At 70.5% G+C, this 22,728-nt stretch carries 18 protein-coding genes; 12 read left to right on the forward strand and 6 right to left on the reverse strand.

Annotated elements, in window-relative coordinates; genetic code table 11:
* The first annotated feature begins 50 nt into the window (after positions 1-50).
* On the forward strand, positions 51-788 hold the full coding sequence (locus ACNF49_RS23515; RefSeq protein WP_482944998.1) for a sirohydrochlorin chelatase: 738 nt from the start codon (positions 51-53) through the stop codon (positions 786-788).
* A 642-nt stretch (positions 789-1,430) separates the two neighbouring features.
* Here ACNF49_RS23515 and ACNF49_RS23520 read toward each other — a convergent pair.
* The gene (locus ACNF49_RS23520) at positions 1,431-2,285 is read right to left on the reverse strand and encodes a PAC2 family protein (protein WP_352325653.1); all 855 of its coding nucleotides are present in this window, start codon (positions 2,283-2,285) and stop codon (positions 1,431-1,433) included.
* 307 nt (positions 2,286-2,592) lie between these two features.
* Between ACNF49_RS23520 and metH the strand changes: the two genes are divergently transcribed.
* The 8 genes from metH to ACNF49_RS23560 all read left to right on the forward strand — a co-directional run bounded on the left by metH (position 2,593) and on the right by ACNF49_RS23560 (position 13,533).
* The gene (metH, locus tag ACNF49_RS23525; protein ID WP_482944999.1) at positions 2,593-6,057 is read left to right on the forward strand and encodes a methionine synthase; all 3,465 of its coding nucleotides are present in this window, start codon (positions 2,593-2,595) and stop codon (positions 6,055-6,057) included.
* 21 nt (positions 6,058-6,078) lie between these two features.
* A complete protein-coding gene (locus tag ACNF49_RS23530) occupies positions 6,079-6,720 on the forward strand; it encodes an HAD family hydrolase (RefSeq protein ID WP_482945000.1) in 642 nt (213 codons plus the stop codon).
* A gap of 85 nt (positions 6,721-6,805) precedes the next feature.
* Positions 6,806-7,270 (forward strand): cellulose synthase, encoded by a 465-nt coding sequence (locus ACNF49_RS23535; protein ID WP_482945001.1) that lies wholly within the window; start codon positions 6,806-6,808, stop codon positions 7,268-7,270.
* 274 nt (positions 7,271-7,544) lie between these two features.
* On the forward strand, positions 7,545-8,543 hold the full coding sequence (locus tag ACNF49_RS23540) for an ABC transporter permease (RefSeq protein WP_357977277.1): 999 nt from the start codon (positions 7,545-7,547) through the stop codon (positions 8,541-8,543).
* 63 nt (positions 8,544-8,606) lie between these two features.
* The gene (locus ACNF49_RS23545) at positions 8,607-10,373 is read left to right on the forward strand and encodes an ABC transporter substrate-binding protein (protein WP_357977280.1); all 1,767 of its coding nucleotides are present in this window, start codon (positions 8,607-8,609) and stop codon (positions 10,371-10,373) included.
* Positions 10,374-10,466: 93 nt separating this feature from the next.
* Positions 10,467-11,480, forward strand: coding sequence for an ABC transporter permease (locus tag ACNF49_RS23550; protein WP_352364030.1), 1,014 nt, complete (start codon positions 10,467-10,469; stop codon positions 11,478-11,480).
* Positions 11,477-12,505, forward strand: coding sequence for an ABC transporter ATP-binding protein (locus ACNF49_RS23555; RefSeq protein ID WP_357977283.1), 1,029 nt, complete (start codon positions 11,477-11,479; stop codon positions 12,503-12,505). The genes ACNF49_RS23550 and ACNF49_RS23555 overlap by 4 nt, the downstream gene beginning before the upstream one ends.
* Entirely contained in the window at positions 12,502-13,533 is a 1,032-nt protein-coding gene (locus ACNF49_RS23560) for an ABC transporter ATP-binding protein (protein ID WP_357977286.1), read from the forward strand. Before ACNF49_RS23555 ends, ACNF49_RS23560 begins: the two co-directional genes overlap by 4 nt.
* A 105-nt stretch (positions 13,534-13,638) precedes the next feature.
* Here the strand turns inward: ACNF49_RS23560 and ACNF49_RS23565 are convergent, their stop codons facing one another.
* From ACNF49_RS23565 to ACNF49_RS23575, 3 genes are all read right to left on the reverse strand, one after another.
* On the reverse strand, positions 13,639-14,322 hold the full coding sequence (locus tag ACNF49_RS23565) for a response regulator (protein ID WP_357977289.1): 684 nt from the start codon (positions 14,320-14,322) through the stop codon (positions 13,639-13,641).
* Positions 14,319-15,494 carry a sensor histidine kinase gene (locus ACNF49_RS23570; RefSeq protein WP_482945002.1) on the reverse strand — a complete coding sequence of 392 codons (1,176 nt, stop codon included), beginning with the start codon at positions 15,492-15,494 and terminating at the stop codon, positions 14,319-14,321. The genes ACNF49_RS23565 and ACNF49_RS23570 overlap by 4 nt, the downstream gene beginning before the upstream one ends.
* A gap of 86 nt (positions 15,495-15,580) precedes the next feature.
* Positions 15,581-16,441: a RecB family exonuclease gene (locus ACNF49_RS23575; RefSeq protein ID WP_352364040.1), complete on the reverse strand. Its 861-nt coding sequence runs from the start codon at positions 16,439-16,441 to the stop codon at positions 15,581-15,583.
* A 116-nt stretch (positions 16,442-16,557) separates the two neighbouring features.
* On the opposite strand from ACNF49_RS23575, the gene ACNF49_RS23580 reads away from it, so the two are divergent.
* Together ACNF49_RS23580 and ACNF49_RS23585 are read left to right on the forward strand one after the other, a co-directional pair.
* A complete protein-coding gene (locus ACNF49_RS23580; RefSeq protein ID WP_482945003.1) occupies positions 16,558-17,742 on the forward strand; it encodes a site-2 protease family protein in 1,185 nt (394 codons plus the stop codon).
* Positions 17,743-18,010: 268 nt separating this feature from the next.
* Positions 18,011-19,546, forward strand: a complete 1,536-nt coding sequence (locus ACNF49_RS23585) for an FHA domain-containing protein (RefSeq protein WP_482945004.1) — start codon at positions 18,011-18,013, stop codon at positions 19,544-19,546.
* A gap of 339 nt (positions 19,547-19,885) precedes the next feature.
* On the opposite strand, the gene ACNF49_RS23590 is transcribed toward ACNF49_RS23585, so the two are convergent.
* Positions 19,886-20,356, reverse strand: a complete 471-nt coding sequence (locus tag ACNF49_RS23590) for a hypothetical protein (RefSeq protein WP_357977302.1) — start codon at positions 20,354-20,356, stop codon at positions 19,886-19,888.
* 188 nt (positions 20,357-20,544) lie between these two features.
* Entirely contained in the window at positions 20,545-21,636 is a 1,092-nt protein-coding gene (locus ACNF49_RS23595; protein ID WP_482945005.1) for a GNAT family N-acetyltransferase, read from the reverse strand.
* 55 nt (positions 21,637-21,691) lie between these two features.
* Between ACNF49_RS23595 and ACNF49_RS23600 the strand changes: the two genes are divergently transcribed.
* Positions 21,692-22,543: a tRNA (adenine-N1)-methyltransferase gene (locus ACNF49_RS23600; RefSeq protein WP_357977307.1), complete on the forward strand. Its 852-nt coding sequence runs from the start codon at positions 21,692-21,694 to the stop codon at positions 22,541-22,543.
* The last annotated feature ends 185 nt before the right edge of the window (positions 22,544-22,728 follow it).

Raw genomic sequence — 22,728 nt, forward strand, 5'->3', positions numbered from 1 at the left:
TGCGCGCACCTGCTCTCGTGCGCACGTCCGCTCTGGTGGGTGCGACCCCTTTGGCGAGTGAGTCCGTGCCCGAGGACGGGCCGCTGCCCACGCTGGTGCTGGCTGCGCATGGGACGCGGAGCGCGGCGGGGGAGCGGGCCCTGGCCGCGCTGACCCGTTCGGTCCGCAGGGCACGGCCGGGGTGCCGGGTCGAGATGAGCTTTCTGGAGATCAGTTCGCCGCTCCTCGCCGACGTGCTGCCGGCCGTGCCTGGGCCGGTGGTGGTCGTGCCGTTGCTGCTGGCCGGTGGCTACCACGTGCACGTCGACCTGCCCGAGGTCGTCGCCGCCCGCCGTCCGGACGCGCTGGTGGCCGGCCGGCTGGGGCCACACGGCCTGCTGACCTCGGCGCTCGTCCGCACGTTGGCCCACGCGGGGCTGCGCGCCGCCGACGCGGTGATCCTGGGCGCGGCGGGCTCGTCCGACCCCGCGGGGCTCGCCGACGTGCGCGCCGCGGCCCGGCGGCTCTCGGTACGCCTGTCGCGGCCGGTCACGGCGGCCTTCGCCACCTCGGGAACGCCGTCGCTGCCCGACGCGGTGGACCAGGCGCGCAGGACGTCTCGTGGCCGGGTGGTGGTGGCCTCGTACGTGCTGGCCCCCGGCTTCTTCCACGACCGGCTGGACGCCTCGGGCGCCGACCTCGTCACCGCCCCGCTCGCCCCGGACCCCGCCGTGACCGCCCTGATCTGGCACCGCTACGACCAGTCCGTCAAACACCGACGCCCCCAGCCGGCCCCCGCCCAGAGGTAACCCGACCTCAAGTGCCCCGGAATCCACCCACGCGACCTCACATGCCCCGGAATCCAGCCACGCGACCTCACAGGCATTCAGACGTGCGACCTCCTGAGTCCGGCCCGGGGATGTGGCCACACGACCTCAGAGCCCGGCCTGGCCCTCAGGACTGCTCGCGGAGTCGGCCGCCGGGCGGGAAGGACCGTGCCGCGGGACTGCCAGGCGAGCAGGCCGTCGGGTGTGATGACTTGAGCCGGGATGAGCTCCGGAACCAGCCGTCGGGTGCGGGCGGCCAGAGCTGGGATGAGCCCCGGAGCCAGCCGTCGGGCGCGGGCGGCCCGAGCCGGGGTGCGTCTCGGAGTCAACTGTCAGGCGTGGCGGCCCTCGAGTGACCTCACAGCCCCAGCCTAGGAGGTGGCCGAGCGACCCCTCACCTTCCGGCCTCGGGATGCAGGCACGCGACCTCACAGCCCTGGCCTCATGGATGCAGACGTGCGACCTCCTGAGTCCGGCCTGGGATGTAGCTACCCGACTTCAAGCCCCGGCCTGGCGCTCAGAACTGCTCGCGGAGTCAGCCGTCGGGTGTGGAGGACCGTGCCGCGGGACTGCCAGGGGAGCAGGCCGTCGGGTGTGACGGCTTGAGCCGCGATGTGCCGCGGGTCAGCTGTCGGTGTCGCGGTCGCGGCGGCGCAGGTAGCGCTCGAACTCGGCGGCGATCGCGTCGCCGCTCGCCTCGGGCAGCTCGGCCGCGTCCTTGCGCTCCTCCAGCTCCTTGACGTATTCGGCCACCTCGCTGTCCTGCGAGGCCAGCTCGTCGACGCCGCGTTCCCAGGCGCGCGCCTCCTCGTCGAGGTCGCCGAGCGGCATCGGGATCTCCAGCACGTCCTCCATGCGGCGCAGCAGCGCGAGGGTGGCCTTCGGGTTGGGCGGCTGGGCGACGTAGTGGGGCACCGAGGCCCACAGCGAGATCGCGTCGAGCCCGGCCTCGCCGAAGGCGTGCTGGAGTACGCCGACGATGCCGGTGGGGCCCTCGTAGCGGCTGAGCTCCAGGTTGGTCGAACGGGCCAGCGCCTCGTCGGTGGCCCCGCCCAGGATCGGCACGGGACGGGTGTGCGGCGAGTCGTTGAGCAGCGCGCCCAGCATCACCGCCAGCTCGACGCCCAGCTCCCGGCAGACCTGGATGATGTCGGCGCAGAACGAGCGCCAGCGCATGTTGGGCTCGATGCCGCGCAGCAGCACGACGTCGCGCTCGCTGCCCGGCGGACGGGCGTGGAACAGCCGCGTAGTGGGCCACACGATGGACCGGGTCAGCCCGTCGCCCATCTCCACCACGGGACGGGTGACCTGGAAGTCGTAGTAGTCGTCGGGGTCGAGCGCGATCAGCGGCTCGGCCTTCCAGGACGACTCGAGATGGGCGATCACACCGCTGGAAGCCTCGCCCGCGTCGTTCCACCCCTCGAACGCGGCAATGAGCACCGGGTCGACGAGCTCGGGGAGCCCTTCGAGCTCGATCACGTGTCGCCTCCTCTCTCCCTCATCGCGCTAAGCCTATGCGGTAAGCAGGCGTCGGCGTCACCGATCTCCCCGCGAACGCTCCGAGCCACCGGCCCACCCCTTTCGCCCAGCCCACCACGCGACTATCCCCCGTCCCACCGCGCTCACCCCTCCCTTCCGTTCGCCCCTAGCGGATCACCCCGGAAGGGGGCGGACCGCCCGCCGGAACGACACGGAAGGAGCCGGGCGGGCCCGCCGCTATTGGACGCCGGGTCAATTGGCAGGCGGAAGAATAGGCCGTCGGGACTCAGCCGATAAGCTCTACGGCATGAGCATCTCCCCGTCCTTCCGAGAAGTGTTGTCCCAGCGCGTGATCGTGGCCGACGGGGCTATGGGCACGATGCTCCAGGCGCAGGACCCGACGCTCGACGACTTCGAGGGGCACGAGGGCTGCAACGAGGTCCTCAACGTCACCCGCCCCGACATCGTCCAGGGCGTGCACGACGCGTACTTCGCCGTCGGCGTCGACTGCGTCGAGACCAACACCTTCGGCGCCAACCTGGCCGCGCTCGGCGAGTACGACATCGGCGAGCGCGTCTTCGAGTACTCCGAGGCCGGCGCCCGCATCGCCCGCGAGCGGGCCGACCACTGGTCCACGCCCGAGCAGCCGCGCTTCGTCCTCGGCTCGATGGGGCCGGGCACCAAGCTGCCGACGCTGGGCCACCTGCCCTACCGGAGCCTGCGCGACGCCTACCGCGACAACGCGGCCGGCCTGATCTCGGGCGGCGCCGACGCGCTCATCATCGAGACCTGCCAGGACCTGCTCCAGGTCAAGGCCGCCGTCATCGGTGCCAAGCGGGCCGTCGAGGCCGCCGGCCGGGACGTCCCGATCATCGCCCAGGTGACGATCGAGACCAACGGCGCGATGCTGCTCGGCTCGGAGATCGGCGCCGCGCTCACCGCGATCGAGCCGCTCGGCGTCGACATCGTCGGGCTCAACTGCGCGACCGGCCCGGCCGAGATGAGCGAGCACCTGCGCTACCTCGCCCGCCACTCCCGGCTCAAGCTGTCCTGCATGCCCAACGCCGGCCTGCCGGTGCTCACCTCCGACGGCGCGTACTACCCGCTGTCGGCGCAGGAGCTGGCCGACGCGCACGAGACCTTCGCCCGCGACTACGGCCTGTCGCTGGTCGGCGGCTGCTGCGGCACCACCCCCGAGCACCTGCGCCAGGTGGTCGAGCGGGTGCGCGGCAAGGAGCCGGTCACGCGCCGCCCCCACCCCGAGCCCGGCGCCTCCTCCCTCTACCAGACGGTCCCCTTCCGCCAGGACACCTCCTACCTGGCCATCGGCGAGCGCTGCAACACCAACGGCTCCAAGGCCTTCCGCGAGGCGATGCTGGAAGGCCGCTGGGACGACTGCGTGGAGACCGCCCGCGACCAGGCCCGCGACGGCGCCCACATGCTCGACCTGTGCGTCGACTACGTCGGCCGCGACGGCGTGGCCGACATGAAGGAGCTGGCCTTCCGCTTCGCCACCGCCTCCACGCTGCCGATCATGCTCGACTCCACCGAGCCCGCCGTGCTCCAGGCGGGCCTGGAGATGCTCGGCGGCCGGGCGGCCGTCAACTCCGTCAACTACGAGGACGGCGACGGCCCCGACTCCCGCTTCCAGAAGATCATGCGCCTGGTGCGCGAGCACGGCGCGGCGGTCGTCGCGCTGACCATCGACGAGGAGGGCCAGGCCCGCACCGCCGACTGGAAGGTGCGCGTGGCCTCCCGCCTCATCGACGACCTGACCGGCAACTGGGGCATGCGCGTCGAGGACATCATCGTCGACTGCCTGACCTTCCCCATCGCGACGGGCCAGGAGGAGACCAGGCGCGACGGCCTGGAGACCATCGAGGCCATCCGCGAGCTCAAGCGCCGCTACCCGGGCGTGCAGACCACGCTGGGGCTGTCCAACATCAGCTTCGGCCTCAACCCGGCCGCCCGCATGGTGCTCAACTCGGTGTTCCTCAACGAGTGCGTCAACGCCGGCCTCGACTCGGCCATCGTGCACGCCTCCAAGATCCTGCCGATGGCCCGCATCCCCGACGAGCAGCGCCAGGTCGCGCTCGACATGGTCTACGACCGCCGCCGTGAGGGCTACGACCCGCTGCAGCGCTTCATGGACCTGTTCGAGGGCGTCGACGCCGCGGCCATGCGCGCCGGCAAGGCCGAGGAGCTGGCCGCGCTGCCGCTGTGGGAGCGGCTCAAGCGGCGCATCATCGACGGCGAGCGCAAGGGCCTGGAGGCCGACCTCGACGACGCGCTCACCCAGCGGCCCGCGCTGGAGATCATCAACGAGGTGCTGCTCGACGGCATGAAGACGGTCGGCGAGCTGTTCGGCTCCGGCCAGATGCAGCTGCCGTTCGTGCTGCAGTCGGCCGAGGTGATGAAGGCCGCCGTGGCCTACCTGGAGCCGCACATGGACCGCGTCGAGGGCGAGACCAAGGGCCGCATCGTGCTGGCCACGGTCAAGGGCGACGTGCACGACATCGGCAAGAACCTGGTGGACATCATCCTGTCCAACAACGGCTACCAGGTGGTCAACCTCGGCATCAAGCAGCCGGTCTCGGCCATCCTGGAGGCCGCCGACGAGCAGAAGGCCGACGTGATCGGCATGTCCGGGCTGCTGGTGAAGTCGACGGTCATCATGAAGGAGAACCTGGAGGAGATGAACTCCAGGGGCCTGTCGGAGAAGTACCCGGTGCTGCTCGGCGGCGCCGCGCTCACCCGCGCCTACGTCGAGCAGGACCTCGCCGAGCTGTTCGAGGGCGAGGTGCGCTACGCCCGCGACGCGTTCGAGGGGCTGCGGCTGATGGACTCGTTCATGGCCGTCAAGCGCGGCGTCGCGGGCGCCACGCTGCCGCCGCTGCGCGAGCGGCGGGTCAAGACCGGCGCGGTGCTGCAGCGCACCCCGGTCGAGGAGCTGCCGGCCCGCTCCGACGTGGCCGCCGACAATCCGGTGCCGGCGGCGCCTTTCCACGGCGACCGCGTGGTCAAGGGCATCTCGCTGGCCGAGTACGCCGCCTTCCTCGACGAGCGCGCCCTGTTCCTGGGCCAGTGGGGCCTCAAGCCCACCAGGGGCGGCGACGGGCCCGGCTACGAGGAGCTGGTCGAGACCGAGGGCCGGCCCAGGCTGCGCATGTGGCTGGAGCGCATGCAGACCGAGGGCCTGCTGGAGGCGGCCGTCGTCTACGGCTACTTCCCGTGCGTCAGCGACGGCGACTCGCTGATCATCCTGGGCGACGACGGCAACGAGCGCACCCGCTTCACCTTCCCGCGCCAGCGCCGCGACCGGCACCTGTGCCTGGCCGACTTCTTCCGGGGCAAGGACTCCGGCGAGGTCGACGTCGTCGGCTTCCAGGTGGCCACCATGGGCGCCAAGATCTCCCAGGCCACCGCCGAGCTGTTCGCCAAGGACGCCTACCGCGACTACCTGGAGCTCCACGGTCTGTCGGTGCAGCTCACCGAGGCGCTGGCCGAATACTGGCACGCCCGGGTGCGCGCCGAGTGGGGCATCGGCGGCCAGGAGACGCTCGACGACATGCTCAAGGTCAACATCCAGGGCTGCCGCTACTCCTTCGGCTACCCGGCCTGCCCCAACCTGGAGGACCAGCAGCAGCTGTTCGAGCTGCTCGACCCGGGCCGCATCGGCGTCAGCCTGTCGGAGGAGTTCCAGCTCCACCCCGAGCAGGCCACCTCGGCGCTGGTCGCGCACCACCCCGAGGCCAAGTACTTCAACGTCTAGTTCGTCATCGGGGGAAAGCACGTGGAAGCGGTCTTCTTCGACATGGACGGCCTGCTCGTCGACAGCGAGAAGGTCTGGCTGGAGATCGAGACCAGGGTGATGGCCAGGCTCGGCGCCGAATGGACGCCGCAGCACCAGGCGCACCTGGTCGGCGGGTCCATGGAGCGCACGCTCGACTACATGCTCGCCGTCTCCGGGGCCGACGTGCCGGCGCCGACGGTGCAGGAGTGGATGGTCGCCGGCATGGTCGAGCGCCTGGCGAACGGCGTCGCCGTCATGCCGGGGGCCGCGGAGCTGCTGGAGGCGCTGCGCGACGAGGGGGTGCCGGTCGGCCTGGTCACCTCGTCGATGCGGGAGATCGCCGACGCCGTGCTGAAGGGCTTCGGCGAAGATCGCTTCGACCTCGTCGTCACCGCCGCCGACGTCGAGCGGACCAAGCCCGACCCCGAGCCCTACCTCAAGGCCGCCGGGCTGCTCGGCGTCGAGCCGGTGCGCTGCGTGGTGCTGGAGGACTCCCCCAACGGCGTGGCGGCCGCCACGGCGGCGGGCTGCGCCGTCGTGGCCGTCCCCAACCTGCTGCCCGTCGAGCCGGCCCCCGGCCGTCTGGTGGTCTCCTCGCTGGCCGACGTCGGCGTCGCCGATCTGCGCGCCCTGATCCCCTAGGGGGCGTCTGGTCCTCGCGGAGGAGAGGCTCCCGGCGTTTCGCGTGCCAGGATGGAAGGCGTAGTCGAGACGAGGGGCGGCCGTAATGTTCAATCAGATCGCCTGGTTGCCGCTGTGCGCCGGGGTGACGGCGGTAGGGCTGGTGCTGAGCTTCCTGGCCTTCAGGCGCCGGGGCGCGGCCGCGGGGATGAGGCTGGCGGCCTGGTCCCTGCTGCCGGTGGCGGCCTACCTGACCGGCGCGCTCAGCGCGCTGTGGACGATCGGGGCGACCGCGGTGGGGTTCGTCACCGGGCTGGTGCTCAACCCGATGGTGTGGGCCGGTGTGGCCGTGGCGGGTCTGGCCGCCGTGCTGTTCGTGGTCTCCGGGGTGATGCGCGGCCGCAGGCTGTCCGTGGGGCGCAAGAAGAAGGCCGCTCCCGAGCCGGGCGGGAAGCCGCCGGTTCAGCCCGTAGCGAACAAACCCCAGCCGTCGGTGGCCCCGAAGGCCCCCAAGAACGACGATGACTTCGCCGATATCGAAGCGCTTCTGAAGCGCCGCGGCATCAGCTGATTTCGGACAGAAACGGTCCAGGATCGGCACTGTCACAGTTCCGAGACCCAACCGGGACGGGCCGTAGACATTCACATCAAGATCGATACGAATAAGTTTCGCGTCAATCACAGTTGAGCCACATCGAGCGCTGAGGGACTGGTCACACCAGCTCAGGCCATAGATTCTGCCTCCTGGGGCCGCGACTCTGCGGACTCGCCTTGCACGGGCGCACTACCCTGACCGGGTCGCGCCGACACGGACGACGTCGTCTGGAATCCAGGGGGCCACTGGCATGACCGCACCGCTCGATGTTCCTGACTCGGCCGTCGAGGCCGGGCCGGAGACCGTTCTTGAGGGGGCGGAGTCTTCAGTCATCCGGGGGCGTTCCCTCGGGCAGATCGCCTGGATGCGCCTCAAGCGCGACCGCATCGCGATGATCGGCGGCATCGTCATCATCCTGCTGATCCTCGTGGCGATCTTCGCGCCGCTGCTGGTGTCGTGGTTCGGTCACGACCCGGCCGAATGGCACCGGGAGAAGATCGACCCGGCGATCCAGGCTCCGATCGGCGCCTTCGGTGGCATGAGCTGGGACTTCCTGTTCGGTGTCGAGCCCACCACGGGCCGCGACCTGTTCAGCCGAATCCTGTACGGCGCCCGCATCTCGCTGCTGATCGCGTTCTTCGCGACCCTGCTGTGCGTGGTGATCGGCACCGTGATGGGGATGATCGCCGGCTTCTTCGGCGGCTGGATCGACACCGTCATCTCCCGCCTCATGGACATCTTCCTCGCCTTCCCGCTGCTGGTGTTCGCGCTGGCGCTGGCCGGCGTCATCCCCGACAAGGCGTTCGGCATGTCGGGCGACACCCTCAGGATCAGCCTGCTGGTGTTCATCATCGGCTTCTTCAACTGGCCCTACATCGGGCGCATCATCCGGGGCCAGACGCTCTCCCTGCGCGAGCGGGAGTTCGTCGACGCCTCCAGAAGCCTGGGCGCGCGCAGTCACACGATCCTGTTCAAGGAGATCCTGCCCAACCTGCTGGCGCCGATCCTTGTGTACTCGACGCTACTGATCCCGTCGAACATCCTGTTCGAGGCCGCACTCTCCTTCCTCGGCGTGGGCGTGCGGCCGCCGACCCCGACGTGGGGAGGCATGCTGGCTGAGGCCGTCCACAACTACGATGTGGCGCCCAACTTCATGATCTTCCCCGGCCTCGCGATCTTCATCACCGTGCTGGCGTTCAACCTGCTCGGTGACGGTCTTCGGGACGCCTTCGATCCCAAGGCCCGATAAGGCCTCGTGAGTAGTTATCCGCAAGTTCTCTCAACTCCTAGATTCAAGGGGTGTGTCAGGTCGATGAAGATGAGATCTAAGGCGTCGGCGATCGCGGTGACCGCCGCTCTCGCCGTGGTCGTCTCCGCGTGTGGTGGCGGCGGTGGCAGCAAGAACACCAGCGGCTCGGGCAGCGACGACAAGCCGTCCAGCAAGTACAACGCGGGCGTGACGGCGGTCATCAACCCGTCGGAGAAGGTCGGCGGCACCCTTCACATGGGCATGCCCGGCGACTTCGACTCCGTCGACCCGGGCGACATGTACTACGGCTACGCCTGGAACTTCGCCCGCCTCTACACGCGCGCGCTCACCATGTTCAAGCCGGTCCCCGGCGAGGAGGGCCTGCAGCTCGTCGGCGACCTGGCCGAGGGCCTGGGCACGCCGAGCGACGGCGGCAAGACGTGGACGTACAAGCTGCGCAAGGGCATCAAGTTCGAGGACGGCACCCCGGTGACCTCCAAGGACGTCAAGTACGGCGTGGCGCGCTCGCTGGACAAGGACATCCTGCCCAGCGGCCCGACGTACTTCAACGACTGGCTCGACGTCGGCAGCTACACCGGCCCGTACAAGATGAAGAACAAGCTCGACGACTTCAAGGCGATCGAGACCCCTGACGACCAGACCATCGTCTTCCACCTGAAGAAGGCGTACGGCGGTTTCGACTACTTCGCCATGCTCCCGCAGACGGCCCCCGTGCCCGTGGCCAAGGACACCGGCTCGAAGTACAAGGAGCACCCGGTCGCGACCGGCCCGTACATGTTCAAGGCGCACGAGCTCACCAAGCGCATCGAGCTCGTCAAGAACCCGAACTGGGACGCGGCGACCGACCCCAACCGCAAGCAGCTCAACGACTCGATCGAGGTGCTGCTGGGCCAGAACGAGGACGACCTCGACCAGCGCCTGCTCTCCGGCAAGATCGACGTCAAGGTCAACAGCACCGGCGTGGCGGCCAACGCCCGCAAGACGGTCCTGACCGACGAGAAGGTCAAGCAGTACGCCGACTCGGCCCCGATCGACCGCACCTGGTTCACCAACATCAACGGTGACGTGCCGCCGTTCGACAACATCCACTGCCGCAAGGCCGTGCTGTACGCGACCGACCGCTCGGCCATCCAGGGCGCCTACGGCGGCCCGGACGCCGGTGGCGACGTGGCCCTCAGCCTCATGCCGGCCAAGATGACCGGTTACGAGAAGATCGACCCCTACGGCGTCGAGGCCAACCCGACCGGTGACATCGCCAAGGCCAAGGAAGAACTGGCGGCCTGCGGCCAGCCCAACGGCTTCAGCACCACCATCTCCTTCCGCAACGAGCGCTCGGCCGAGAAGCAGACCGCCGAGTCGCTGCAGCAGTCGCTCGGCCGCGTGGGCATCAAGCTGGAGCTCAAGGGCTTCCCGCAGGGTGACTACTTCAAGCTGTACGCCGGCAAGCCCGACTTCGCCAAGAAGAACAACCTGGGCCTCATGGTCTACGGCTGGGGCGCCGACTACCCCGAGGGCTTCGGCTTCTTCCAGCAGATCGTCGACAGCCGGGTCATCCGTCCCGCCGGTAACACCAACCTCGGCGTGAAGGACCCCAAGATCGACGAGCTGATCGACCAGGCCGCCGGGGAGACCGACGCGACCAAGCGCAACAGCATCTGGGCCGCCGTCGACAAGCAGGTCATGGAGTCGGGCTACATCCTTCCCTACGTCTGGGCGCACGGCCTGTTCTACCGTCCGCCGCAGCTGAAGAACGTCTTCGTCTCCCAGAACTGGGGCATGTACGAGTTCCTCACGCTGAGCACCCAGTAGCAACGGCGCTAACTGCCGGAACGTCCCGTACCGAAAGCAGGTGAAGGCTTCGGCGGCCGGGCCCACAAGGCCCGGCCGCCATTGCCGAGATCAGTGTTCACATACATTCTCAGACGGTTGATAGCGGCCGTCATGCTGCTCTTCGTGGTGAGCATCGCGACGTTCGCCATCTTCTTCCTCGTGCCTCGGCTCGCTGGGATGTCCGCTGACGACCTGGCCTCCCGGTACGTGGGCAAGGCGGCCAACGCCGAGGTGATCCACGACACGGCTGTGCGCCTCGGCTTCTACGACCCCATCCTGGTCCAGTACGGACGTTTCGTGCAGGGCATCTTCGTCGGCGTCGACCGCAACTACGGCCCCGGCATCGAGCACTGCCCGGCGCCCTGCTTCGGCTACAGCTACGTCAGCCAGAACCCGGTCCTGCCCGACCTGCTCAACCGCCTGCCGATCACCTTGTCGCTGGCGCTCGGCGCGGCCGTCGTGTGGGTCATCTTCGGCGTGGCCACCGGCGTGTTGTCGGCGCTGCGCCGCGGCAGCTTCTTCGACCGGCTGTCCATGGGCATCGCCCTGGCCGGCGTCTCGCTGCCGATCTTCTTCACCGGCATCGTCTCCCTGGCCATCTTCCGCGACCAGCTCGGGCTGGTCGGCGACGTGGCCGACTGGGTGCCGATCAGCGAAGACCCGCTCACCTGGGCCAACAACCTCATGCTGCCCTGGGTGACGCTCGCCTTCCTGTACGCCGCCGGCTACGCCCGCCTCACCCGCGCGGGCATGCTGGAGACCATGTCGGAGGACTACATCCGCACGGCCAGGGCCAAGGGCCTGCCCGAGCGGAAGGTGGTGCTCAAACACGGGCTGCGGGCCACGCTCACCCCCGTGGTCACCATGTTCGGCCTCGACCTGGGGCTGCTGCTCGGCGGCGCCGTCCTGACCGAGAGCACCTTCTCGCTGCCCGGCATCGGCAAGTACGCCGTCGACGCCATCAGCAACAACGACCTTCCCCAGGTGATGGGCGTCACGATCGTCGCGGCGGCCTTCATCATCCTGGCCAACCTGATCGTCGACCTGCTCTACGCGGTCGTTGACCCGAGAGTGAGGCTGGCGTGAGTCCCTTTCTCGACGTCAAGGACCTGAAGATCCACTTCCCGACCGACGACGGCCTGGTCAGGTCCGTCGACGGGCTGACCTTCAGCCTCGAACGCGGCAAGACCCTCGGCATCGTCGGCGAGTCCGGCTCGGGCAAGTCGGTGACCAGCCTCGGCATCCTCGGCCTGCACAAGGGCAAGGGCGCCAACGTCTCGGGCGAGATCTGGCTCGACGGCGAGGAGCTCGTGGGCGCCTCGCAGGAGCACGTGCGCGGGTTGCGTGGCAAGAAGATGGCGATGATCTTCCAGGATCCGCTGTCGGCGATGCACCCCTTCTACACGGTCGGCGACCAGATCGTCGAGGCGTACCGGATCCACCACAAGGTCTCCAAGTCCGTCGCCAAGAAGCACGCCGTGGACATGCTGGGCCGCGTGGGCATCCCCGAGCCTCAGCGCCGCGTCGACTCCTACCCGCACGAGTTCTCCGGCGGCATGCGCCAGCGCGCGATGATCGCCATGGCGCTGTCGTGCGACCCCGAACTGCTCATCGCCGACGAGCCGACCACCGCGCTCGACGTGACCGTGCAGGCCCAGATCCTCGACCTCATGGTCGACCTGCAGCGCGAGTTCAACTCCGCGCTGATCATCATCACCCACGACCTGGGCGTGGTGGCCGAGCTGTCCGACGACATCCTGGTCATGTACGGCGGCAAGTGCATCGAGTACGGCACCGCCGACGACATCTTCTACCGTCCCGAGCACCCCTACACATGGGGTCTACTGGGATCGATGCCCCGCCTCGACCGGGAGCCCACCGAACGGCTGCTGCCGATCAAGGGCTCGCCGCCGTCCCTGATCAACGTGCCTCCGGGCTGCGCCTTCCACCCCCGCTGCCCCTACGCCGAGCGCACCGGGGGCAAGTCCAGCAGTGAGGTGCCCGGCCTGATCGAGACCGAGGGCGGCCACCTGGTGCGCTGCCACATGACCAGGACGGAGCGGCGGGAGCTGTGGGAGAACGAGATCAAGCCAGTGCTGGAGAGCCAGTGAGCGAGACGGTGACCGCGAACGAGCCGCTTCTTTCCGTCCAAGGGCTGGAGAAGCACTTCCCGGTGACGAAGGGCCTGCTCAAGCGGCAGGTCGGCGCCGTCAAGGCGGTCGACGGGGTCAGCTTCGACGTCTTCAAGGGCGAGACGCTCGGCCTGGTGGGGGAGTCCGGCTGCGGCAAGTCCACCACCGGCCGCCTGGTCACCAGGCTCCTCGAGCCGACCGGCGGCAAGGTCGTCTTCGAGGGCCAGGACATCACGCACATGGGGCAGGGCAGGCTCAGGCCGCTCCGTCGCGACATGCAGATGATCTTCCAGGACCCGTTCTCGTCCCTGAACCCCCGCCACACCGTCGGCACCATCGTCGGCGCGCCGTTCCGCATCCAGGGCGTGCAGACCGAGAACGGCGTCAAGAAGGCGGTTCAGGACATCCTCGCCCTGGTCGGGCTCAACCCCGAGCACTACAACCGCTACCCGCACGAGTTCTCCGGCGGTCAGCGGCAGCGCATCGGCATCGCCCGCACGCTCGCGCTCAAGCCCAAGCTCATCATCGCCGACGAGCCGGTCTCGGCGCTCGACGTATCCATCCAGGCCCAGGTCGTCAACCTGCTGGAGGACCTGCAGAACGAGCTCGACCTGACCTACGTCGTGATCGCCCACGACCTGTCGGTGGTGCGCCACATCAGCGACCGGGTCGCGGTCATGTACCTGGGCAAGATCGTCGAGATCGCCGACCGCAAGAGCCTCTACAGCTCGCCGATGCACCCCTACACCAACGCCCTGCTGTCGGCCGTGCCCGTGCCCGACCCCAAGGTGCGCAAGGAACGCGAGCGCATCAGGCTCACCGGCGACGTGCCGAGCCCGCTCAACCCGCCGCCCGCCTGCCGCTTCCACACCCGCTGCTGGAAGGCGCAGGAGATCTGCAAGACGGTCGAGCCGCCCCTGGAGCAGCTGGCCGGCGGCCACCGCGTGGCCTGCCACTTCCCGGAGAACGCGCCCGCCGCCGCGACCGCCGCGACGACGCAGGCCTGACCCGGGCCTGAGACCTTGCGGCCGCCGCCCTCCTGCCGGGGCGGCGGCCTCAGGACATCCCGCCGGGGGCGGCGGCCTCAGGACATCGCGCCGGGGGCGGCGGCCTCAGGACATCGCGCCGGGCGTGATCAGCCCGGTCTCGTACGCCAGCACCACGGCCTGCACCCGGTCGCGCAGCCCCAGCTTGGTCAGCACGTTGCCCACGTGCGTCTTGACCGTCGTCTCGCTCACCACGAGCTTGGCCGCGATCTCCGCGTTGGACATGCCCTTGGCGATCAGCCGCAGCACCTCCAGCTCCCGCTCGGTCAGCCGGTCGAGGCGGGCCGGCGTGGCCTGCTCGTAGGCCGAGGGCAGCCGCTTGGAGAACCGGTCGAGCAGCCGCCTGGTCACGCTCGGCGCCACGATCGCGTCGCCCGCCGCCACCACCCGGATCGCCTGCACCAGCTCGTCGGGCGGCACGTCCTTCAGCAGGAAGCCCGAGGCACCCGACCGCAGCGCCTCCACGATGTACTCGTCGAGGTCGAACGTGGTCAGCACCAGCACCTTCGGCACGTGCGCCGTGGGCGCGGCCTCCCGCACGATCCGGCGGGTCGCCTCGATGCCGTCGACGCCCGGCATGCGGATGTCCATGAGCACCACGTCGGGCAGCAGCGCCCTGGTCTGCTCCATCGCGCCCTTGCCGTCGCCGGCCTGGCCGACCACCGTGATGTCGGACTCGGCCTCCAAGATCAGGCGAAATCCCGTGCGCAGCAGCGGCTGGTCGTCCACCAGCAGCACTCTGATCGTCATTGGCCGTCCTTCAACGGGAACCTCGCCCGCACCTCGAAACCGCCCCCCGGTCGCGGACCGATGTTCAGAATTCCACCATAGAGTGCGACCCGCTCGCGAATGCCGACCAGGCCGTGGCCCGGCCGGTCGGCCGCCGGCGCCGTGCCCCTGCCGTCGTCCTCGACGCGTACGTCCAGGCCGGAGGGGGCGTGCGAGACGGTGACCACCGCCTCGGCCCCGGCCCCCGCGTGCCGCAGGCTGTTCGTCAGCCCCTCCTGGACCAGCCGGTAGGCGGCCAGGTCGACCCCGGCGGGCAACGGCCGCGGCTCGCCCTCCACGCGCAGCCGCGTGGGCAGCCCCGCCTCGCGCATCTGCTCCACCAGCCCCGGCAGGTCGCCCACGCCGGGCTGCGGCCCCAGCTCGGCCCGCGCGTCGGTACGCAGCACGCCCACGATGTTGCGCATCTCGGACATGGCCAGCCGCCCGGTGTTCTCGATCGCCGACAGCGCCTCCCGCGCCAGGTCGGGATCGGCGGCCAGCACCCGCCGCGCCGCGGCCGCCTGCACCGTCATCACGCTCACGTGGTGGGCCACCACGTCGTGCAGCTCACGGGCGATGCGCGAGCGCTCCTCGGCCCGCGCGGCCCGCGTGTCGGCCGCGTGGGCCCGCTCCAGCCTGGCCGCCCGGTCGCGCAGCTCCTCCAGGTACGCCCGCCGCAGCCGCAGGCTCCTGCCCGCCCCCCAGACCGCCAGCAGCACCAGGACCGCCACCACGTGCCCGCTCGCGCCCGGCGGCGTGACCGGGCCGGCCAGCGCCCCCACCGCGTACGTCAGCAGCGAGACCAGCAGCCCGCCCAGCGCCACCGCCAGCCCCCGGTTGGAGGCCACCGAGTACACCAGCACCAGGCTGGACACCCCCGACGCGCCGGTGCCGTAACCCATCGCGGTCAGCGCCGTCTCGGGGATCAGGCCCGCGCACAGCGCCGCCAGCGGCCAGCGCCTGCGCACCGCGATGGGCGCGGCGGCCAGCACCAGCAGCGCCGCCCCGAGCCCGTCGGGCGCGCGCATGCTCCCCGCCGTCAGCTCCGCCGGCTCCAGGCGCTCGGGCCCGTAGAGGAGGAAGAGCGTCACCGAGGCCGCGGCCACCACGACGGCCAGGGCCGTGTCGTGGAACAGGGGTCGGTCGATCCGCACCGCTTCACTGTAGGCCCAGGTGAGAGCCTGGAACTCCTCCCTTCGGAGGATAAGGAGCGGCCTGTCGGAGGGCTACCGGCCCAGGGCTACAGCTCGTCGGTGGCCGCGCGCCGGTTACTGCGCACGGTGTCGCCGGGCTGACGGTCGGGCACCGGCGGCGGGGTGCCGCCGAACTCCGGGCACAGCGCCTGGTGGTCGCACCAGTCGCACAGCCGGCTGCGGCGCGCCCGCCACTCGCCGGTCTCCAGCGCCCGCTCGATCGCCGTCCACAGCGCCATCACCTTGCGCTCGGTGGCCAGCAGGTCGGCCTCGTCGGGAGCGTAACGCAGCACCTCGCCGCGCCCGCCCAGGTAGACCAGCTGCAGCAGCCGGGGCACCTGCCCGCGCAGCCGCCACAGCACCAGCGCGTAGAACTTCATCTGGAACAGCGCCTTGGCCTCGAAGTCGGGGCCGGGCGCGCTGCCCGTCTTGTAGTCGACCACCCGGACCTCGCCGGTGGGCGCCACGTCGAGCCGGTCGACGTAGCCCCGCAGCATCAGGCCGCCGTCCAGCACCGCCTGCACGTAGAGCTCGCGCTCGGCGGGCTCCAGCCGGGTCGGGTCCTCCAGCGTGAAGTAGCGCTCCAGCATCGCCCGCGCCTGCGCCAGCCACTCGGCCTGCTCGGCGTCGTCGGCGAACATCCGCGCGTACTGCTCGTCCTCCTGCAGCAACCGCTGCCACTGGGGCTCCAGCAGCTCCAGCGCCGCCTGCACCGACCGGCGCGGCGCCGGCAGGTCGTAGAGCCGCTCCAGCACGGCGTGCACCACGGTGCCGCGCACGGCCGCGGGGGAGGGTTTCTCGGGCAGCTGGTCGATGACCCGGAACCGGTAGAGCAGGGGACAGGTCATGAAATCGCCTGCCCGGGACGGGGAGAGAGCTCCGATGATCACCGGTTCGGTCAACGTCATGCACCGCACTCTAGGTCAAGAGCCCGACAGAATAACCCTCGCCGGGACGAGGATCACGTGATCGGGCGCGTAGCATCGAGGCAGCAACAGCACGTAATGGACGTACGAGGAGTGCGGTGAGCGAGCAGAGCCCCCGTCAGGAGTTCCCCGGCATTCGGATGGGGCGGCCCTTCGGCATCCCGGTGTACGTCTCCTGGACGTGGTTCATCGTCGCGGCCTTCATCACCGTCATGTTCGGCCCCCGCATGCGCGACATGCTGCCCGAGCTGGACAACACCGTCGCCTACGCGGTGGCCTTCGTCTTCGCCGTGCTGCTCTACGTCTCGGTGCTGCTGCACGAGCTGGCCCACAGCGTGCTGGCCAAGATGTTCGGCCTGCCGGTGCGCCGGATCACCCTCTACTTCCTCGGCGGCGTGTCGGAGATCGAGAAGGAGCCGCCCACGCCGGGCAAGGAGTTCCTGGTCGCCGCCGCCGGGCCGGCCCTGTCGCTGGGCCTGGCCGGGCTCGGCCTGCTCGCCGACACGTACGTGATCAACGACGGCGGCATCGCCGAGGTGCTCATCTGGCAGCTGTGGGTGGCCAACCTCATCGTCGGCGTGTTCAACCTGCTGCCCGGCCTGCCGCTCGACGGCGGCCGGATGCTGCGCGCGGGCGTGTGGAAGCTGACCAGGAACCCCGGCTCCGGCACGGTCGTGGCCGCCTGGGGCGGGCGCGTGCTGGCCGTGCTGCTGGTCGTCCTGCCGTTCGCGACGTCGATGACGAGCGGGCAGGAGTTCGACCCCGTCGAGCTGCTGTGGCCGGTGGTGCTGGCCTCCTTCATCTGGATGGGCGCCACCCAGTCGCTGCGCGTGGCCCGCATCCGCGCCCGCATCCCGCAGGTCAACGCGCGGGCGCTGGCCCGCAGGGCGATCCCGGTGGCGGCCGAGACGCCGCTGGCCGAGGCGCTGCGGCAGGCCGCCGATCAGCGGGCGGGCGCCCTGGTGGTGGTCGACCACGACGGACGGCCGGTCGCCATCGTCAACGAGGCCGCCGTCCAGGCCACCCCCGAGCACCGGCGCCCGTGGGTCGACGTGGGCTCGCTGGCCAAGGCGCTCGAACCGACCATGGTGCTGGCCGCCGACCTGACCGGCGAGCCGCTCATCGACGCCATGCGCTCGGCCCCCGCGGGGAGTACCTGCTGGTGGAGCACGGCGGCGAGATCTACGGCGTGCTCGCCACCGCCGACGTCAACCGCGTCTTCACCGGGGTCTGACATGCCCGGCGCGTTTGCGGCTAAGGTCTTGTCCGGCCACTACCCGTAGCCCGGCGATTTCGATGCCAGGACGGCAGGCCGATAGTCTTCTGTTTGGCCGAACTTGCACAGTTGACGGGTTGGTCGTGGTCCACCGGTTCACCGAATCGAGACGCCTGGGCCGCGACACGGCGTCGTCGTCTGGGTATGCGTATGGCTGGTGGCCGGCACGGCAGTGCGGGTGCCGTAATATCGCCGGCTTCCGGGGAGGAGAGTTGAGTGACCGAGCGCAGCGAGGGCACCGATGAGCGCAGCACGGTCGTCATGAGGGAGGGCGCATGAGCGGCCAGGGCTTCGGAGTGGTGCGTCCCCTTCCCGGCGACGGGCTGGTCGCCTACATCGGCGGGCTGCTGCTGGTGTGCGACGCGGGCGAGGCGGCCGCCGACGGCCTGATCGAGGCGCTGCGCGAGACGGCGGCCTCCGGCGGCGACGGCCGGGCGCTGGCCCGCCGCGCGGCGCAGGTGCTGGCCGCCAACATGGCGGGCGACCCGGCCACGTGCGCGGTCGCCGGTCCGGTGGGCGGCGGCGTGGCCGTGCTGGTCAGCGGCTCGGCCTCGGCCTCGGTCAGCACCTCCGGCGGCGAGACCCGCCTGGCCGGCAGCGACTCCCTGACCTGGGCCGACCGGCTGATCAGCGGCCCGGTCGAGCGTGTCGAGCTCACCCTGCCCGGCGCCGGCGGCCCGCATCCCGCGGTCGGCTTCGAGGGCGGCGTCGTCCACGGCGGCGGCCTGATCGGCGACCTCACCGACCAGCCGTCGCACGTCCGTCCGCAGGCGCAGGCGGCCGACCGGTCCAGGCCGCTCACCAGCGAGATGCCCAACACGGCCCTGCACATGGAGCCCGACCTGGCCCCGCCGCCCGAGCGGCCGGTCGAGCGACCTCCCTACCCGCTGGCCGACCAGCCGCCGCTCGTCCAGGGTCCGTCCTCGGGCGCGCAGGCCGGCGTCCCGCACCCGGGCCCCCAGCCCGGTCCTCACTCCGGCCCCCAACCCGGTCCCCACTCGGGCCCTCCGTCGCTGGACCAGCCGCCGTTCGGGCACGACCAGCCGCCCTTCGGCCACGAGCAGCCCCCGTTCGGGCACGAGCAGCCGCCGTACCTCCCGCCCCAGGACCAGCCTCCCTTCCTGCCCGCGCAGGAGCAGCCCCACCCCAAGCCCCAGCAGCAGTTCCCGTCCTACGACGAGCTGCCGCCGTCCGGTAACGGCATGGCCGACCAGCCGCAGCAGCACATGGGCCCGCCCGATCACTTCGACCAGGCGGCCCCGCCCGTGCTCGGCCCGCCGGAGCACTTCGACCACCCGGGGCCGCCGCCGCAGGAGCAGCAGGGCGACCACGGCGACCGCCCGCTGGTCTACGGGGTCGACTGCAAGAACGACCACTTCAACGACCCCAGGGTGCCGTACTGCGCCGTCTGCGGCATCGCCCTGGTGCAGCGGACGCTGGTGCCGTACAAGGGGCCGCGGCCCTCGCTCGGGGTGCTCATCCTCGACGACGGCACGGCGCTGCCGCTGGAGAGCGACTACCTGCTGGGCCGTGACCCCGAGCGCGCGCCCGAGGTGGCGGGCGGCTCGGCCAGGCCCGCCAAGGTCACCAGCCCCGACGGCTCGGTCTCGCGTCGCCACCTGCGGGTGGCCCTCGACGGCTGGGACGTCAACCTGGTCGACCTGGGCTCGGTCAACGGCACCCAGATCCAGCCGCCCGGCGATCCCAACTTCTACGACATCCCGCCCAACGAGCCGGTCACCATCGCCCCCGGCACTACGGTCCGTGTGGGCGTCTCCCGCACCCTCCGCTTCGAGGCCCACCGGGGCTGATCCCGGCACCCGTCCGCCCGCACCTGATTTCCCGGGGTGCGGGCGTTCGTGTTTCCGGAAAACCTTTTGGGAAATGCGTCAGGAATGGCCGGAGGCGAACGGCTGAATGGAAATTGCCGGGGTCGGGGGATGAGGCGATAAAGGGTATTTCGCGGGTGCCGGGCGACATATCCGGAAAAGGTGGGCCCGGGTTCGCGGCCCTCTGCGACGGCGGGATCCGGGCCGTCCCAAAGGTTCCAACGGGTCGGCGGTCCAGAAGGGGCCGTCGTAATGGAGCAGCCGTCCCGAGGGGACGGCCGTTCCGAAGGGGGCGCCCCGGAGGGGCAGTCGGCTGGCGGGTCAGCCGGGGCGGAAGGTGCGGACGCCGCGCAGCAGCCGCACGGCCGCCTCCAGCCCGCGCGCCCCCTCCACCGCCCGCCCCGCCGCCGTCGCGAACCGGCTCAGCAGGTGCTCGTCCCCCTCCTGGAACCCCCGTCCCGCCACCCACACGAACGTGTGGTCGCGGACCTGCGCCGGCACCGGCACGGCCAGGAACCCCGGCTCGCCCATCGTCTCGTCCCGCGCCAGCCGTAGCGCCCCCTCCGCGGCGGCCAGCTCCTTCAGCACTCCGGACCCCGACAACCACCGCCGCACCCGCAGCGGGTCTCCCGGCGGCGCGTGGACGTGCAGCGGACGGGCGTCCCGCCGCAGCACGTCCACGTGGACGAACCCCGCGTACGCGGTGCCCGCCACGGCCGCCGCGGCGCGCGCGAGCCGATCGATCACGTCGGCGACCTCCAGACAGGAGAACGCGGTGATGAGTTCACGCATGGCGATATCGACACGGTTGTTTGGCATCGCGGTGATTCCCTCGGGTGGAGGGCGAAGAGATCGCGCGGCCCGATCACGCGAATCTCCGAACGGTGCCCCGGAGTATCACCCTCGACGCGGCTCTTGACTACCCCTCAACAGGAAATTGCGATTTTTCCGCATTTCGCAGGCAGAGCCGGTCGAGCCCTTCACGACGGGCGCAGCCGCACCCACTCCACGTCGTCCGCCCGCGTGCCGTCCGGCTTCGGGAACAGCTCCCGATGCAGGCTCTCCCTGCTGAAACCGGCACGTTCCAGCACCGCGTGCGAGGCCGCATTCACCACGTCGGTGCCCGCCACGACCCGGTGCAGGGCCGTGCGCGCGAACGCCCAGTCGACCAGCAGCCGCACCGCCCGGGTCATGAACCCCCTGCCGCGGAAGTCAGGCACCAGTGAGTAGCCGATCATGGCCTGCCCGAGCACGGGGACGACCTGCATGAGCTGGAGGTGCCCGGCGAACGCGCCGGTGGCGGCGTCCCTGACCGCCAGTTCGATCCGCTGCCCGGTGACCCACCAGTAGCCGGTGCACCGGCAGCGCTGCTCGTCCTCCTCCAGGGAGGCGGGCGGGGTCAGGGAGTAGGCGGTCACGCTCGGGTCGCACATCATCCGGTGGTACTCCGGGGCGTCCTCCACCGAGAGCGGCACGAGCCGCACCACGCCGTCGGTCAGCTCGCCGCCGTCGAAGAAGGGCAGGTACGGCTCCTCGGCCGGCGCCGGCTCCCCGGCGATCCTGGCGAAGGACACCAGGTCGGCCCACCGCCCGTCGCGCAGCCGCTTGGCCTTGCGCCGCCGGCCCTCCTCGCGGAACCCCGCCCTGAGCGCGACCTTGAGGCTGGCCACGTTCTCCACCTCGGCCTGCAGCTCCACCCGGTGCACGCCCTGGTCGGCCAGCCAGTCGGACACCGCCCTGGCGGCCCTGGCGGCCACGCCCCTGCCGCGCGCCCAGGGCGCCACCACGTAGCCGATCTCGGCCGTGCCCCAGCGGTCGGGCGGGCGGACCCCGATCGCGCCGGCGTACCGGCCGTCCTCGGTGACGGCCCACTCCGCGCCGCCCGACGCCCACTTGTCCTCGGCGAACTTCAGGTAGGCGCGGGCGTCCTCGATCCGGTACGGCGACGGCAGCAGCGGCAGATGCCGGGCGGTGACGGGGTCGTCCATCATGCGCGCGATCGCCTCCGCGTCGGGGTCGGCGGGCATTCGCAGGATCAGGGGGCCGGTGGAGATCACGTCGCGCGGGAGCATCCACCATAGATACCGTGCGTCCGCGCGCGTGAGAAACCCATATAACCTTGCCGCCATGGGTTTCCGCAGGCATGGGCCGTTCCAGGCAGGGGATCAGGTGCAGCTCACCGACCCCAAGAACAAGCGCCACACGATCACGCTCAAGCAGGACGGCGTCTTCCACACGCACAAGGGCGCCATCCCGCACAGCGACCTGATCGGGCAGCCTGAAGGCTCCGTCGTGCGGTCCTCCGGCGGCACCGCCTACCTCGCCTTCCGCCACCTGCTGCAGGACTACACGCTCGCGATGCCGCGCGGCGCGGCCGTCATCTACCCCAAGGACGCCTCGATGATCGTCGGCATGGCCGACGTCTTCCCCGGCGCCCGGGTGATCGAGGCCGGCGTCGGCTCCGGTGCCCTGACCTGCTTCCTGCTGCGCGCCGTCGGCCCCGAGGGCCACGTCACCTCCTACGAGCGCCGCGAGGAGTTCGCCGAGGTGGCCCGCAAGAACGTGGAGAAGTTCTTCGGCGGCCCGATGGACGACAACTGGCGCCTGGCCCTCGGCGACCTGGTCTCCTCGATCGACGAGGCCGACGTCGACCGCGTCATCCTCGACATGCTGGCCCCCTGGGAGTGCGTCGACGCCGCCGCCAAGGCCCTCACGCCGGGCGGCGTCATCTGCTGCTATGTCGCCACCACCACCCAGATGTCCAAGACCGTGGAGGCCATTCGCGATCACGGGTGTTTCACCGAGCCTCATGCGTGGGAGACCCTGGTTCGCGACTGGCATGTCGAAGGGCTCGCGGTTCGTCCCGATCATCGGATGATCGGCCACACCGGCTTCCTCGTCAGCGCCCGTCGCATGGCAGACGGAGTGACGCCGCCACCGCGACGCCGCCGACCGAAGGGAACCACCGAGGAACTATGACGATTTGGCCACGAGGGTGCGTTGGTGCGTGACACGGGAACAGATCGCCGTGTTCATATGCTGGGAGTATTAAACGCACCATTGGGGATTATTCACCGAATACTGCATGTCACTCGACGAACACTGCCCGGCCAGGTTACGGAGGGGCCCGAGATAGGTAAGGTCCTTAGTAGTCGCCCTCGACT

It is taken from the genome of Actinomadura sp. ATCC 39365 (assembly GCF_054392275.1).

What these genes read in the sequence shown, in the direction of transcription:
- ACNF49_RS23565 (WP_357977289.1), bottom strand. Translation starts at nt 14,322, where the DNA reads ATGACGATCAGAGTGCTGCTGGTGGACGACCAGCCGCTGCTGCGCACG.
- ACNF49_RS23535 (WP_482945001.1), top strand. Translation starts at nt 6,806, where the DNA reads ATGTTCAATCAGATCGCCTGGTTGCCGCTGTGCGCCGGGGTGACGGCG.
- ACNF49_RS23590 (WP_357977302.1), bottom strand. Translation starts at nt 20,356, where the DNA reads ATGCGTGAACTCATCACCGCGTTCTCCTGTCTGGAGGTCGCCGACGTG.
- ACNF49_RS23575 (WP_352364040.1), bottom strand. Translation starts at nt 16,441, where the DNA reads ATGACGTTGACCGAACCGGTGATCATCGGAGCTCTCTCCCCGTCCCGG.
- ACNF49_RS23595 (WP_482945005.1), bottom strand. Translation starts at nt 21,636, where the DNA reads ATGCTCCCGCGCGACGTGATCTCCACCGGCCCCCTGATCCTGCGAATG.
- ACNF49_RS23585 (WP_482945004.1), top strand. Translation starts at nt 18,011, where the DNA reads ATGAGCGGCCAGGGCTTCGGAGTGGTGCGTCCCCTTCCCGGCGACGGG.
- metH (WP_482944999.1), top strand. Translation starts at nt 2,593, where the DNA reads ATGAGCATCTCCCCGTCCTTCCGAGAAGTGTTGTCCCAGCGCGTGATC.
- ACNF49_RS23600 (WP_357977307.1), top strand. Translation starts at nt 21,692, where the DNA reads ATGGGTTTCCGCAGGCATGGGCCGTTCCAGGCAGGGGATCAGGTGCAG.
- ACNF49_RS23540 (WP_357977277.1), top strand. Translation starts at nt 7,545, where the DNA reads ATGACCGCACCGCTCGATGTTCCTGACTCGGCCGTCGAGGCCGGGCCG.
- ACNF49_RS23545 (WP_357977280.1), top strand. Translation starts at nt 8,607, where the DNA reads ATGAAGATGAGATCTAAGGCGTCGGCGATCGCGGTGACCGCCGCTCTC.